General features: G+C 40.7%; 12 protein-coding genes, 1 pseudogene and 1 riboswitch. Of the genes and pseudogenes, 4 read left to right on the forward strand and 9 right to left on the reverse strand.

Annotation, left to right across the window (positions count from 1 at the left end):
• Nucleotide 1: 1 nt before the first annotated feature.
• From Epro_RS04920 to Epro_RS04945, 6 genes are read right to left on the reverse strand one after another with little or no spacing between them, the layout of a single operon-like run.
• Nucleotides 2-610: a tetratricopeptide repeat protein gene (locus tag Epro_RS04920; RefSeq protein WP_052570886.1), complete on the reverse strand. Its 609-nt coding sequence runs from the start codon at nt 608-610 to the stop codon at nt 2-4.
• 11 nt (nt 611-621) lie between these two features.
• A complete protein-coding gene (gene argC / locus Epro_RS04925) occupies nt 622-1,644 on the reverse strand; it encodes an N-acetyl-gamma-glutamyl-phosphate reductase (RefSeq protein WP_052570887.1) in 1,023 nt (340 codons plus the stop codon).
• Between the two features lie 27 nt (nt 1,645-1,671).
• Complete coding sequence (rsmI, locus tag Epro_RS04930) at nt 1,672-2,370, reverse strand: 16S rRNA (cytidine(1402)-2'-O)-methyltransferase (protein WP_052570888.1); 699 nt, start codon at nt 2,368-2,370, stop codon at nt 1,672-1,674.
• Between the two features lie 3 nt (nt 2,371-2,373).
• The gene (locus Epro_RS04935; RefSeq protein WP_052570889.1) at nt 2,374-3,618 is read right to left on the reverse strand and encodes an HD domain-containing phosphohydrolase; all 1,245 of its coding nucleotides are present in this window, start codon (nt 3,616-3,618) and stop codon (nt 2,374-2,376) included.
• Nucleotides 3,615-5,201 (reverse strand): glycoside hydrolase family 57 protein, encoded by a 1,587-nt coding sequence (locus Epro_RS04940; protein WP_052570890.1) that lies wholly within the window; start codon nt 5,199-5,201, stop codon nt 3,615-3,617. The genes Epro_RS04935 and Epro_RS04940 overlap by 4 nt, the downstream gene beginning before the upstream one ends.
• Before the next feature lie 26 nt (nt 5,202-5,227).
• Nucleotides 5,228-5,836, reverse strand: coding sequence for a DUF4912 domain-containing protein (locus Epro_RS04945; RefSeq protein ID WP_052570891.1), 609 nt, complete (start codon nt 5,834-5,836; stop codon nt 5,228-5,230).
• 144 nt (nt 5,837-5,980) lie between these two features.
• Between Epro_RS04945 and dprA the strand changes: the two genes are divergently transcribed.
• Genes dprA through Epro_RS04965 form a run of 4 tightly spaced genes read left to right on the forward strand, consistent with a single transcriptional unit; the run spans nt 5,981 to nt 11,070 of the window.
• Entirely contained in the window at nt 5,981-7,075 is a 1,095-nt protein-coding gene (gene dprA, locus Epro_RS04950; protein WP_052570892.1) for a DNA-processing protein DprA, read from the forward strand.
• 10 nt (nt 7,076-7,085) lie between these two features.
• On the forward strand, nt 7,086-9,308 hold the full coding sequence (topA, locus tag Epro_RS04955; protein ID WP_082121500.1) for a type I DNA topoisomerase: 2,223 nt from the start codon (nt 7,086-7,088) through the stop codon (nt 9,306-9,308).
• Complete coding sequence (gene xerC, locus Epro_RS04960; RefSeq protein WP_158409018.1) at nt 9,224-10,168, forward strand: tyrosine recombinase XerC; 945 nt, start codon at nt 9,224-9,226, stop codon at nt 10,166-10,168. The genes topA and xerC overlap by 85 nt, the downstream gene beginning before the upstream one ends.
• Nucleotides 10,165-11,070 carry a UBA domain-containing protein gene (locus Epro_RS04965; protein WP_052570893.1) on the forward strand — a complete coding sequence of 302 codons (906 nt, stop codon included), beginning with the start codon at nt 10,165-10,167 and terminating at the stop codon, nt 11,068-11,070. Before xerC ends, Epro_RS04965 begins: the two co-directional genes overlap by 4 nt.
• A 24-nt stretch (nt 11,071-11,094) precedes the next feature.
• Here Epro_RS04965 and Epro_RS04970 read toward each other — a convergent pair whose 3' ends face one another.
• From Epro_RS04970 to Epro_RS04985, 3 genes and pseudogenes are all read right to left on the reverse strand, one after another.
• Nucleotides 11,095-11,667 carry an anaerobic ribonucleoside-triphosphate reductase activating protein gene (locus Epro_RS04970; RefSeq protein WP_052570894.1) on the reverse strand — a complete coding sequence of 191 codons (573 nt, stop codon included), beginning with the start codon at nt 11,665-11,667 and terminating at the stop codon, nt 11,095-11,097.
• Nucleotides 11,658-13,882: pseudogene (locus Epro_RS04980) on the reverse strand (ribonucleoside triphosphate reductase). The gene Epro_RS04970 and the pseudogene Epro_RS04980 overlap by 10 nt, the downstream one beginning before the upstream one ends.
• Nucleotides 13,883-14,035: 153 nt before the next feature.
• Nucleotides 14,036-14,244, reverse strand: a riboswitch (cobalamin riboswitch).
• Nucleotides 14,245-14,303: 59 nt separating this feature from the next.
• Complete coding sequence (locus Epro_RS04985; RefSeq protein WP_052570897.1) at nt 14,304-14,927, reverse strand: flavodoxin family protein; 624 nt, start codon at nt 14,925-14,927, stop codon at nt 14,304-14,306.
• Nucleotides 14,928-15,046: the final 119 nt, after the last annotated feature.

The raw sequence follows: 15,046 nt of genomic DNA on the forward strand, positions 1-15,046 counted from the left end.
TTTAGAAAAGCCCCTTAATTTTATTTTTTATATTTGTAAAAAATCCCGCAGATTTTTCTTCCTGTTTTACCGCTGCCGCAGAACTTGCCGCCACGGTTGTTTTAGCCGTTGTAACCGCGGTTGTTGTTTTTGCAACAGTCGTTTTTGTTTGATCCGAAGCTTTTTTTGCAGTAGTTTGGGCTTTTGTTTTTGCCGCCGCAAGCGCTTGCTGTTTTGCGACTGCCGCTTTTTTAGAGCTGTCGGCAAGAAGCGCGTCTAAATTTTTGCCTGCATACCCCGACTCTTTTGCGGACGTTAGCCATTTCGTTGCTTCGTCATAATTTTTTTTCACGCCGCCGGCGCCGGTTAAATACATGTTGCCCAAAGCGTATTGCGCTTTTGCGTAACCGTTTTCTGCGGACTGTTTCAAATATTTTAGAGAGTTTGCTTTGTCTTGCTTAAATTCGTAAACCATGCTTAAATCATACTGCGCGCCTCTGTCGCCGGCGTCAGCTTCCTGTTTTAATTCTGCAACCTGAGCAGGGTCTGCCGGATTTACCGGACCTAACGCTAAAACCGGAACGCAAAAACTTGCCGCAGCAAACAAAGCAAACAATAAATTTTTTTTCATTTTTTCCTCTTTTATTTTAGCCCCGCGGTTTGGTTAAGCCCAAACATTATATTCATGTTCTGCACGGCTTGCCCCGAAGCGCCTTTTACAAGATTATCTATAACTGAAATTATTATAAGCTTGCCGGTTCTTTTATCAACTTTAAGACCTATTAAACACATGTTAGTGTTTACCGCGTCTTTTATTGCGGGAAGAAGGCCGTCGTCTAAAACGTTAACGAAAGGTTTGCCTTTGTAGAACTCTTTATACAATTCAATTATTTGCGCCGACGATAAATCTTTTTTAAGATTTACGTAAATTGCAGAAAGCATTCCCCTTTCAACGGGCATTATTTGAGGCGTGAAAGTTACCGTAACGTCGCTGCCTGAAAGAACCGTAAGTTCCTGCTCAATTTCCGGAATGTGCCTGTGCGTGCCGGCTATTTTATATGCCCTGAAATTCGGATGTTCGTTTTGAAAATATTCCTGCGTACTTTTTCTTCCGGCGCCGGATATTCCGCTTTTTGCGTCTATTATTACGCCTTTTAAATCTACAATATTATTTTTTATAGCGGGGGCAAGCCCTAAAGCTATAGTCGTGGGATAACACCCGGGGTTTGCCAAAAGCGCCGCCTGTTTAACGGACTCTTCGTTTAATTCCGAAAGTCCGTAAACGCTTTTTTCAATATACTCTTTTGCGGTGTGATTTACCTTATACCACTTTTCATAAACTTCCGGATTTGTAAGCCTGAAATCCGCCGACAAATCTATAACTTTAACGCCGGCGTTTACCAGCTGCGGAACTATTTCAAACGCCACCGCGTGAGGAAGCGCCAAAAAAACCGCGTCGCAGTTTTCTTTAATTTTGTTTGCGTCAAGCGGTTCTATTTTTAAATTTAACTTTTCAAATTGCGGATATATATTTTTCAAATCCCTTGTTTCAGACGCGGCTCTGCCGTAAAGCCCCGTTATTTTAACATCAGGATGCTTTGATAAAATTTTTAAAAGCTCCTCGCCGGTATAACCGGTTATGCCTACAATTGCGACCCTAATCATTACTTTCTCCTTTTTACTTGCTCCTTACTACTTACTATTTTTTACTTTACTTTCAGGGTAAACTAAAACTACAAATTCGCCTAAAATTTCTTTTCTTGTTTTTATATTTGCTTCCGCTTCTTTTATACTGCCTCTTATAAACTCTTCAAATTTTTTTGTAAGTTCCCGCGCTAAACATATTTGCGCGTTTTCGCCGAACACTTCGCGGCAAATTTCTACGGTTTTTATAATTCTGTGAGGCGACTCGTAAAAAACTATTGTCTTTTCAAGCGGCGCGCACTCGGCAAGCTCTTTTTTCATTTTGCCCGGTTTTCTTTTTAAAAAACCGCAGAAAATAAATCCGTCGGTAGGAAGCCCGGAACCTACCAGCGCCGTTATAACGGCGCTTGCTCCGGGCAGCGGCTCTACTTTTATATTTTTTTCAAGCGCGGCTTTAACTAAAATATATCCCGGGTCGGAAATTGCCGGCGTTCCGCCGTCGGAAATTAAAGCTATTTTTTTGCCGTCCGTAAGTTTGTCTATAATTTGAGGCAATCTGTGCTGCTGGTTGTAAGAATAAAAACTTACAAGCGGCTTTGAAATTTCAAAATGCGTTAAAAGTTTTAAACTCTGGCGAGTGTCTTCGCAGGCTATTAAATCGCACTCTTTTAAAATTCTCAACGCTCTTAAAGTTATGTCTTCAAGATTTCCTATTGGCGTTGGAACAATATATAAAATGCCGCTCATATATTAGTTTACCGCACAGCCGGTTTCGCCGCTTAAAATTTGCGAGAAAGCGCTGACTACTTCCGGATCAAACTGTGAACCCGCCCCGTTTTGAAGCTGGGAAATTGCAAACTTTTTCGCAAGCGCTTTTCTGTAAGGTCTGTCGGAAGTCATAGCGTCGTAAGCGTCTATAACCGCAACTATTCTTGAACCAAGCGGAATTTCTTCGCCGGCAAGCCCTTGCGGATAACCCTGTCCGTTAAACCATTCCTGATGATAAAGCACCATCGGCGCCACAGGCGCTAAAAAAGCTACGGGAGAAATTATTCTGTTTCCTATTTCCGGATGTTTTCTGACAATATCCGTTTCTTCGGGCGTAAGCTTTCCGGGTTTTCTTAAAATATTTTCTTCAATTCCTATTTTGCCTATATCGTGCATTAAAGCCGCGTATTCCACATGGCGCACAATTACAGCAGGAAGATGCATTTTCTCAGCGATAAGTTTAGCGTAATGTCTGGCTCTGTCGGCGTGATCGTAAGTGTAAGAATCTTTTGCGTCTATTGCTCTTGCAAGCGTTTGTATCATTTCAAAATAAAAGTTTTGCAAATCGTTATAAAGCTCTATGTTTTCAAAAGTCATCGCCGCTTGATCGGCAAGAATAGTAAGAAGCCTGACGTCTTTATCTTCAAAATTTTTTATTTCGCGAGACGCATTTACGTTTAAAACGCCGACAACTCTGCTTTTAACTTTTAAAGGGACGCTTAAAAAAGATTTAGAACTGTATCTGTCGTAAGCGTTAGGTCTTAGAAACCTTATGTCGGATTCTATATCTTCCACAAAAACAGCTTTGCCGTCTTTTGCCACGCGACCGGCTACGCCTTCGCCTATTTTCATTGTTACCGATGAGATAACGTCCGCCGGCAAACCTTTTGCCGCAGCTATGTAAAGCTCGTTATTGTCCTGATTTATAAACATTAAAGAACCGGTGTTAGAGCCTATAAGCTCGCAGGCTATATTTACAACGGAATGCGCTAAATCTTCTTTGTTCTCCAAATCTTTCGCCGCTTCCTGGAATTCGTGAAGACCGGAAAGCATAGTCAAAAGACCGTCAAGCTCGGCGGAATTTTCCCGCAGTTTAACGGAAAGCTCCGCAATTTCGGACTCTGAATTTTCCTGCTGGCGGTTTTGTTTGCGGCGCAATCGTTCTACAACCACAAAAAGAGCGCCCAGCAAAACGCCGAAGAAAATTAAACTTATTTCGTTTATCATTGCGCGTACACCCTGTAATTTATATGGGCAAATATATTATTTCTGTCTTCAAGAGTTTTTAAATATTGCGCGTCTATGGAATTATTGTTTATCTGCTCGTATAAAGTTGTGAAGTTTGCTATATGTTCGCGCGTTCTTTTTTGCGCGTATTCCACCATTGTGCCGGTTGTCATTATAAACGCCCAGTCTGAAGACTGCGCCAAAAGAACTTCTCTTGCGCATTGGTTTAACGCCATTTCCAAAATGCCGTCCGCCGACGGGAAACGCTTCGCAAGTTCCGTCATTCTTTCGGCGGCTTTGTGAAGATGTCTATATATGTAATCGTTTGACGAGTTAAGCCAAACTTCGTAATATCCTTTGTCTCCCCAAGACGACGCCGCGGGAGAAACAACTTGGTTTAACGGAAATTTTTCAAGATATTCTATCGGCGTTATCGGTTTTACAATATCCTGATCGCAATGCATTTTTCTAAACAAAAAATTTAAAAATTGAGGACCTTCAAACCACCAGTGTCCGAAAAGTTCCGCGTCGTACATAGAAACTACCAGCGGCGTTCTGTCTAATATTTCAGACAAATATTCGGCTTGTTTTGTTCTGTTAAAAAGAAAATTTCCGGCGTGGGTATCAGCCTTATTTTTTGCATCTTGCGGAGAATACGGCTGCTTGTCCGAAAGAGAAACTTTGCCGGTTATTTTGTGATATTTTATGCCGATGTTTCGGCGAATGCCGTCCGAATGAAGATACGGTTTGACATAATCGTAATCTAAATCGTAACCTAAATCTCGGTAAAATTCTCTGTAATCAGAGTCTCCGGGATAGCCGGATTCGGCGCTCCAAACCTGCTGCGCGGTTTCCGTATCGCGGGCAAATGCCGCCACTCCCGACGGGGCGTAAACCGGCGCAAAAACTCCGTATTTGGGACGGGGCTCGGCGTATAAAATTCCGTGCGCTTCCAAAAAGAAAAAACGGATTCCCTCATCTTTTAAAATTTCGTCTATCCCCGGATAATACGCGCATTCGGCAAGCCATATTCCGCGCGGGCGTCTGCCGAAATGCCTTTGGTAATCGTCGCAGGCAACGCGTATTTGCGCTCTTTGCGCCGCAGGGTTATTCATAAGCGGAAGAAAACCGTGCGTTGCGCAGCATGTAATAATTTCAATTTTTCCGGCGTCCTGCAAATTTTTGAAACCCGTTAAAATGTTGCCGTTATATTTTTCCCAAACTTGTTTGCACTCTTGAAATTGTTTGGCGTACATTTGCGCCGCGGGACGAAACTGCAAAGCGTTTTCCGTGCGCGCAAGTTCTTTTTCAATAAGATCTATTTGCTTTTTTAATCTTTCATAATACCTTAACTGAAGCAGCGGGTCTGCAAGCATGTTTGCAAGAGTTGGAGTAATGGTCATGGTAAGTCTAAAATCTATATTGTCTTTAACGAGATTTTCAAAAACGTTAAGCAGCGGAAGATACGTTTCCGAGATAGCTTCGTAAAGCCAGTCTTCCTCAAGAAAATCGCTGTATTCGGGGTGACGCACAAAAGGCAGATGCGCGTGCAGCTGCAGACACCAGTATCCTTTAGGATTCATTTTTCTCCGGACAATCATGTAAGTTTTTATTTGCGGACTGCGCGTTTTTTGCTTTTGCCGCCGGACGACGAAATGCTTATAATTTCTTCTTTGCGTTTGCGCATAAGTTTTACAAGTCCGTAAGAACCTTCCTGCAAGCCGCTGGGAACAGTTAAAAGCTTTTCAAATTCAGATTGAACCAACGCCCACTTTTGATCGGTAATGTCGGATATTCCGTGGCGCGGCATTTCAACAATATTAGAACGGGTGATAAAAACAATCTCTCCGTTTTTTAAAACGTAGCACAAATCAACGCACCATACGCGGTTGAACTCGCCTAAGTTTATGTAACGGCTTTGGTCTTGAGCGCGGACTTTAACATCAAAATATTTGTTTGCGTTATTTCCGTTGAACCTAACGCCGGTAATATCGTAAATTCTAACGGCAAGAGAGTCGGCGTCAAAATTTGCTCCGTATTTTTCGGCAAATTTTAAACTTGTTTGGGAGGAAATTTCCCAATATACAAAAATGCATACCGGGTCTTTTGGCAAAACAACTATTTTTGTGTCGTTATATCCCGAAGGCAGGGCAAAATCACGGCGGGAAGGAGCGTCTTCTTGTTTGTTTTGAATTTTAGAACTCAAATTTTCGCCCATGACCTTTCCCCCTGTCTAAAATCATTCAATTTTCATATAAATTTTATATCATTATGCCGTTTTAGTCAATTCTTTTTTTGACATTATTTTAATAATTTGTTTATAATAGCGAACATTGCCGCACAATATAAAGGTAAAGTTTAAATGAACGAAGAAAAGTTAGCCGTTTTGGAATTATTTTTGGCGGCCGACATAGGCGCCGTGAGATTTTTTAAATTACTTGAGGTCTTTGGAAATGCAAAAAACACGGTAACGGCATCTGCGCAAGAGCTTATGTCGGTTTATGGAATAGGCGAAAAAACCGCTTTGGCGGTTTCATCGCGCAAATTTGCCGCTATGGCCGAAAATGAAATTAAAAACGCCGACAAAAACAACATAAAAATTGTTTTTTACGATGACGCGGACTATCCGGAAAATTTAAAAAATATACCGGACAAACCCGTTGTGTTATACATAAAAGGCGATTATATTCCGCAAGATTTTAACGCGGCTGCAATTGTGGGCTCGCGCAGAGCAAGCGCTTACGGCAAAAATGTTACCGAAGAATTTGCCGCGTGTTTTGCTCAAAATAATCTTACCGTTATTTCCGGGCTTGCCAGAGGCGTAGATTCTTACGCGCACAAAGCGGCTTTGGAAAATAACGGCAGAACAATAGCGGTTTTAGGAAACGGTCTGCTTGTAAATTATCCTCCTGAAAATAAAAAACTTCAGGACAAAATTCCGGAAAGCGGCGCGGTGATAAGCGAATTCGCTCTTAACGTGCAGCCAAATCCGGGAACTTTTCCCAGAAGAAACAGAATTGTAGCCGCGCTTTCAAAAGCCGTTCTTGTAACGGAAGCGGTTTTGGCAAGCGGAGCTCTTATAACGGCAAAACTTGCCGCGCAATACGGAAAAGACGTTTTTGCGGTTCCCGGAAGCATATATTCAAACTTGTCAAAAGGCACAAACATGCTTTTGGAAAACGGAGCCTTTATAGCTTTAAACCCTTGGCATGTAACATCGCAAATTACGGGTACACCTATATATAATAGCGTATCGCAAAAAGACGCGCCTAAGTTAACTTCCGGCGAACGCAAAGTTTTAGAGTTTCTTGAAAATATTCAGGAAGGCGCGCACACGGAAACGATAGCGCAAAAACTTAATATTACAATTGCCCAAACAGCAGCTATTCTTTTTCAGCTTGAAATGAAAGATTTGGTAAAAGCGGCTCCGGGTCAAATTTATATAAAAGTCAGGTAAAGGAATAAAAATGTCAAAATATCTTGTTATCGTAGAGTCGCCGGCAAAAGAAAAAACAATTTCCAAAATTTTGGGAAAAGATTACGCGGTTAAAAGTTCTTACGGGCACATTAGAGATTTGCCAAAAAATAAAATAGGCATAGACGTAGAAAATAATTTTGAACCCACATACGTAAATATTGCAAGAGCTAAAAAAGTTATATCGGACTTAAAAAATGCCTCCGAAAAATCCGACAGAATATATCTTGCCACCGACTTTGACCGCGAGGGCGAAGCTATTGCGTGGCATTTAAAAGAAGCGTTAAAACTTAGCGACAAAAAAATATCAAGAATAACTTTCCACGAAATTACGCCCGAAGCCATAAACTCCGCCGTAAAAAACCCAAGAGAGCTGGACATGCACCTTGTGGACAGCCAGCAGACAAGAAGAATTTTAGACAGGCTTGTAGGTTATAAACTTTCTCCGCTTTTGTGGAAAAAAGTAAAAATAGGACTTTCTGCGGGAAGAGTTCAGTCCGTTGCCGTAATGATTATCTGCGACAGAGAAGAAGAAATTAATAAATTTGTCCCCGTAGAATATTGGGGCATTGAAGCGGAGCTTTCAAAAACGGATAAAAAACAAAACCCGTTTAAAGCCGCGCTGCATTCAAAAGCGGGAGTCCGCTTTGATAAACTTGCCATAAAAACAAAAGCGGAAGCGGATAAAATTTTAGCGGAACTTTCCGGCGCAAAATATATAGTTAAAACCGTTGAACCCAAACAGCGCAAACGTTCGCCGTTTGGTCCTTATACAACTTCAACAATGCAGCAGGACGCTTCAAGACGTCTTGGTTTTTCCGCTTCCAAAACAATGATGATAGCGCAAAAACTTTACGAAGGAATAAACGTAGGCGGACAAAACTCCGAAGGTCTTATAACCTACATGAGAACGGATTCGTTAAATATTGCAAAAAGCGTTCAGAGCGACACTTTAAAATTTATAGGCGCAACTTACGGCGAAAAATTTCTTCCGCCGGCGCCGCGAATTTACAAAACAAAATCCAAGGGAGCCCAAGAAGCGCACGAAGCCATAAGACCTACGCTGCCTTCAAGAATTCCCGAAAACATTAAGCAATATTTATCTCCGGACGAATTTAAACTTTACAATTTAATTTGGAAAAGATTTTTAGCAAGCCAAATGTCGGACGCTTTATACAACACGGTAAGCGCTGAAATTTCCGCAAACGATTACGTATTTAAAGCCTCGGGAAGCGCGCTTGTTTTTGACGGTTTCTTAAAAGTTTATGAAATTGACGACGAAGACAAAGAATCTAAACTTCCAAACCTTACGGCAGGCGAAACGCTGAATTTGCTGCAGCTTATTAACGAGCAGCATTTTACCGAGCCGCCGGCACGCTACAACGAAGCAAGCCTTATTAAAGCGCTTGAAGAACACGGCATAGGCAGGCCTTCAACTTACGCGCCGACAATTAAAACTATTTTGGACAGATTATACGTTCGCCTTGAAGGCAAAAAATTTATTCCTACAAATTTGGGAATGGTTGTAACCGACGTTTTAAAAAAACATTTTGCAAACATTGTAAACGTAGAATTTACCGCCGGCGTTGAAGAAAAGCTTGACGATATAGCCGAAAACAAATTGGTTTGGCAAAGCGTCCTGAAAGATTTCTACGGACCTTTTGAACAAGATTTAACCGCCGCGGAAAAAAACTTGGAAAGACAAAAAGTAGAAGCTCCAAAAAGCGACGAAGTTTGTCCTAACTGCGGCAAGCCGATGGTTATAAGAGAATCCCGCAACGGACGTTTTTTGGGCTGCTCGGGATATCCCGAATGTAAAACAACAATGTCTATGGGAAAAGACGGAAAAGCCGCGCCTGCCGCCGAAGAGACCGACATGAAATGCGATAAATGCGGTTCGCCTCTTATAAAAAAACCGGGATTTAAAGGCAAAGTGTATTTGGCGTGCAAAAATTATCCCGAATGCAAAACAACTTACAATATAGACAAAGACGGAAACAAAGTCATAAAACCGGAACCGGAAAAAACAGATTTAAAATGCGAGAAGTGCGGTTCTATGATGCTTAAGAGAACGGGTAAAAGAGGACCGTTTCTTACGTGTTCCGCGTTTCCAAAATGCAGGAATTTACAATGGATAAAAACGGACAAACCTCCGAAAGAGCCCAAGACCAAGAAATCAAAGAAAGCGAAGTCTCCGGCGAAAACAAAGAAATAATAGAGTCGTTTCTAAAATACTTAAAAGCGGAAAAAAACTTTTCGGACTGCACCGTTACGGCTTATTTTGCAGACATTGCGCATTTTGCTATTTTTGCGCAAAATAAAAATATTTCATTTTCCGGCGCGGATAAACACGACTTGCGAAAATATTTTGAAATTTTAAACGAAAAACATTTAAGCAAAGCCACCCTCATACGAAAATTTGCCGCTTTAAGAACTTTTTATAAATTTTTAATAATTAATAAAAAAACCGAAACCAATCCGCTTGAAGTTATGAGCGCGCCGAAAAAAGAAAAAAAAGTTCCCGAATTTTTAACCGAAGAAGAGATGAGAAATTTATTTGACACGCCTGATATTTCTCTGCGCGACAGAGCTATGATTGAACTTTTATATTCATGCGGTCTGCGCATACAAGAGCTTATGGATTTAAATATTAACGATATTGATTTTCTGTCAAATGTTATAACCGTTACGGGAAAAGGCAATAAGCAAAGAGTAGTTCCCATTGGCAACCAGAGTCTTTCCGCTTTACGCGAATATATAAAAAACAGACGCGCGCTTGGACTTCCTTCGGATATTAATTCTCCCGCGTTTTTAAATAAACACGCCAAACGTCTTGATCAAAGAAGCGCGCGGCGCGTTCTGCACAACTGGTTTATCAAAGCGGGATTAAAGAAAAAAGTCAGTCCGCACACGCTGCGCCACACGTTTGCCACGCACATTTTAGACAGAGGCTGCGATTTAAGAAGCGTTCAGGAAATGCTGGGACATAAAAATCTTTCAACAACGCAAATCTACACGCACGTTACAATAGAAAGCCTTAAAAAAGTTTACAAAAAGGCGCACCCAAGACAATGAAAGAAAACGACGAGGCCGTCAAACTATTAATGGAAGAAACCGGCTGCGAACGCCGCGAGGCCGAGCTTGCCTTATCTCTTACCAACAACAACATTGAACAAGCTATAGCCACAATAGGCTTTCTTTTAAAATTTATTACGGTTTTTAAAATTAAGCTGATGATGCCTAAAGAAAATATTTACGCGCTTGCGCTGATAGCGTTAAATATGAAAACCGTTGAAACGCTCAGGTTTTGCGCGGTGTTTTCGCTTAATCCCGCGATATACGAAGTGTCAACTTCAAAAGACTGGTTTTCGTTTGAAAAAGCCGTTTTTTCCGCAAGGCTTTCCGACGGCGCAATGGAAAGTTACACGCAGGGCATTGAAGAAAATTTAAAACTATACATTCAACAAACGGCGCGCGCCGTTGCGCAAATAGCCCATGAAGAAATAAAAACTATAATCCAATCTTTTTTTGAGCCCACAAAAACAATTGTGGAAGTTGTAAGCGAAGAATTAAACTTAACGCAGTTTAAAAAACTGCCGGATTACGCTCTGAAAAAAAATGAAATTTCTCCCACGGGATACGATGTTGGCTTTATAAAACTTGATACGGAACTTCTTGAAGACTTGCAAGGAAAACCGGCTAACGCAATACAAGAAGGCGACACGGTTTTATCTCTTATAACCGACGAACGCGACATTGCGCATTACATAGCAAACTTAATCGGCGCAAGAAAAGGCGACACAATAATACCGCTTGCCGCCGTAGTAAAAAAAGTAACGTCAAAAAACGACGATTATGAAATTCACTTGCATTATGCGCCGTCTATAACCGGCTACGCAAAAATAAATAAAGATTCAAAAATAAAAGTTTTAGACACGTCAGAAAACCCATGGTGGAAAAAAATTGTTCCATGGTAATGTTTAACTGGTAATTAATTTATACTATTTTCCGCATTCTTGGGTTATGTGTTTTGACGGGGCGGTAAGGTTTTTAATATCTTCCAAATCTGTTTGCGTTAAAATATTTTTGTCGTAGGTTGTTCTGAAGAGATGCGGGATATTGCTGCTTTTTATTATTGAAATTGAATCCGCGATATTTTTCACGCTGCCTTTGTAAAATAAATTATATTTTGCAAAAGGCGCTTTTATATCCATGGCTATAAAATCTATTAATTTTTCCGCAATTAAACTTTTTAACACTTCCGGTTCTGCGCCGTTTGTGTCAAGTTTTACGGCGTAATTTAAATTTTTAACGCGTTTTATGAAATCTTTTAAATTTCTTTGAATCATAGGTTCTCCGCCGGTGATAACCGCTCCCTGCAAAAGGCTTTGCCTTTTTTTCAAAAAAGACAACACTTCATCTTCATCTAAAGATTTCTCAAACAATTCAGGATATACCAGCTGCGGGTTGTGGCAATACGGGCAAAACATGCCGCAGCCTTGCGTAAAAATTACAGCCGCAGTTTTGCCCGGATAGTCTATTAAAGATAGTTTTTGTAAACCGCCTATTTGCACGGGCAGTATGATTTGCGAATTTTAAACTCTTCTTTTTTACCTTCGTTCCACAACGCTACGGGGCGCAAGTAGCCGACAACCCTTGAATAAACTTCGCATTTTGTGCCTTCGGCTTTTACTTTCTGCTTTTCAAGCTCTGAAATTTTGCTTGCAATTTCCTGCGCTGTCATAAAGCCTCCATTTTTAACTGTTGTATTTGCGCGTCTAATTCCGCGACTTTTTCATGTTTGCATTTGGGGCAAAAGCTGTGTTCGCCTTCTATGTATCCGCATTTCGGGCAAACGCTAAACGTAGGCGTTATTGAAAAATACGGCAAGCTGTAATTTTCGCATACGGTTTTTATAAAACTTTTCAAAGCTTCCACATCTTTAATTCGCTCGCCCATAAAAATATGGATTACCGTTCCGCCGGTATATTTTGTCTGCATGCTGTCTTGCAAGTCAAGATTTTCAAAAATGTCGTCGGTATAGTTTACCGGCAGCTGGCTTGAATTTGTATAAAACGGAGTATTTGCAGCGCCGCTTATATTTGCGGAAATTATATCCGGATATTTTTCTTTGTCTATTTTTGCAAGTCTGTAAGACGTGCCTTCCGCGGGAGTAGCTTCAAGATTATAATTATTTCCGGTTTCTTGCTGATACTTTACAAGTATGTCTCTCATAAAATCTAAAACATATTCGCCGAAAGCTTTGCCTTTTGCGCTTCCTACATCTTCCCCGAAAAGATTAAGACACGCTTCGTTAAGACCTACAATGCCGATGGTGGAAAAATGATTTTTCCAATACTCGTTAAAACGTTCTTTAACGCTTCTTAAATAAAAACTCATATACGGATACAAATTTCCCGAAGTAAATTTTTCTAAAACTTTCCTTTTTAATTCAAGACTTTCTTTTGCCGTGTCCATATTTTTCTTTAATATTTCCATAAACTCTTTTTCGTTTCTTGCAAGGTAACCTATGCGCACAATATTTATTGTTACAACGCCTATTGACCCCGTTAAAGGCGCCGCGCCGAAAAGTCCGCCGCCGCGTTTTTGCAGCAGCCTGTTATCTATTCTCAAACGGCAGCACATACTGCGAGCGTCTTCGGGTTTCATATCGGAGTTTATAAAGTTTGCAAAATACGGTATGCCGTATTTTGCCGTAACTTCCCACAGCGCGGAAATATTTTTGTTGTTCCAGTCAAAATCTTTTGTAATGTTATATGTGGGAATGGGAAAAGTAAACACTCTGCCTTTAGCGTCTCCGGCAAGCATAAGCTCCAAAAAAGCCTGATTTAACATATCCATTTCTTTTTGAAAATCGCCGTATCTTTTTTCTTTGCGCTCGCCGCCGATAATTACAGGTTCGTCCTTATAATGCGACGCTACGGTTAAATCCATGGTTAAATTTGTAAACGGCGTTTGAAAGCCAACCCTTGTGGGAACATTTACGTTAAATAAAAATTCCTGCAGAGCCTGCTTTACTTCGTCGTAAGATAACTTATCGTAATAAATAAACGGGGCAAGAAGCGTGTCAAAATTTGAAAACGCCTGCGCCCCCGCGCTTTCCCCTTGAAGCGTATAGAAAAAATTTACAATTTGCCCAAGCGCCGTGCGAAAATGTTTTGCCGGTTTTGCTTCGGCTTTCCCTAAAACGCCTTTGAACCCGCTGATAAGCAAATCCTGCAAATCCCAGCCTACGCAATACGCGCCAAGCAAACCCAAATCGTGCAGATGCAAATCTCCGTTTGAATGCGCGCTGCGTATATTTTCCGGATAAATCTTATTTAGCCAGTAAACTTTGCTTACTTCCGACGATATATAATTGTTAAGCCCTTGCAGCGAATAAGACATGTTGCTGTTTTCGTTTACCTGCCAATCTATTTTTTTTAAATATTGATCAACAAGATCTACGTTAAACGCGGAAGTTATTTCTCTTATTTTACTGTGCTGGTCGCGGTATAAAATATACGCTTTGGCGGTTTTTTTATAAACCGAAGACAACAAAACTTCTTCAACAACATCCTGAACGTTTTCAACCGTCGGTTTTCCCGCGTCTAAAGTTTCCTGCAAAAGAGAAAGCGCTTTTATTGTAAGTTTATCGGCAATGTCCTGCCCGAATTCTCCCGAAGCTTTGCCGGCTTTGGCAATTGCCGACGCAATTTTTTTAGGATTAAACGGCTCCACCGCAGAATTCCTTTTTATAATTGCGCTAAAAAATTCCGAATTTTCCATGTTTTTCTCCTATCGCTTGTCATCCCTGAATGTTATTAAAAAAAGTAAGGCAAATAAAAAATCCCCGCTTGCCTTTGGCAAACGAGGATGCACCCTGATTTCTTGTCCTCTGAAAATTACAAAAGTTTAAGTTATTGTCCGCGATAACTTAAAATCCGTAAAAAATTTTTGGCAGGTCTTCTGGCTTGGGAATATTAAACGTTAAACGTTTATCCTACTTGCCGCGCCTTCCCATTTGCAAAATTCTCAAACAGTGGCTATAAATGCGGCTTTCGTATTTCCCTCACAGCATCGGGAATGCTTCCGATTTTCACGGAATTTCCTGTTAGGCTCTAAGGAGCACCAAAAACTATATATTGTGCGTAAAACTGCGTTAACTACAACATATACTATATTATTGCATATTAAATGTCAACATCTGTTATCTTATAAAATTTGTCCTTTGACGAAATTCTTCGGCTTCGGGAAAAGGTACTCCTGCTTTTTTTGCGGCGTCTATAGATTTTATAAGCCACGCCAAATTTTTGCCGAGAGTTCTCATTGTTTGCAAACCTTCCAAATCTTGTTTTACTTCGTCGGGATTATTCCCGTGAACCATATTCCAATATTGAGAAGAAGCTATGGGCATTTGTGAAATTGTAAAATATTTATTTAAGCGGTCTAACGCGCACGTTGTGCCGGCTCGCCTTGCGGAAACTACGGCGGCTGCTGGTTTAAACGCAAAATACCCGCCTCCGGCAAAAAACAATCTGTCTAAAAACGCAAGCAAACTTCCGTTAGCCGAAGCGTAATAAACGGGCGAACCCAAAACAAGTCCGTCAAAATTTTTTGCTTTAGATATTATTTCATTTACTCCGTCGTTAAAAACGCATTTGCCAAGCTGAGCGCATTTTCTGCACGCTATACAACCCTGCATAGGTTCTTTTCCTATATGGTAAAATTCAGTTTCAATGCCGCCGTCGTTTATAGTTTTTGCAACTTCCGAAAGAGCCGTCTGCGTGCAGCCTTTTTCGTTAGGACTTCCGTTTATAAGCAAAACTTTCATTTTTAAAACCTTCCGCTATTAAATTTTATTCCAATTCAATTATAAAACACTTTTTAATTATATTCAAATAAAAACGAGGCGCGGATTTTTTAACCCGCGCCTCTTGATTTTAAATATCT

Source organism: Endomicrobium proavitum, from assembly GCF_001027545.1.
Classification (GTDB): Bacteria; Elusimicrobiota; Endomicrobiia; order Endomicrobiales; family Endomicrobiaceae; genus Endomicrobium; species Endomicrobium proavitum.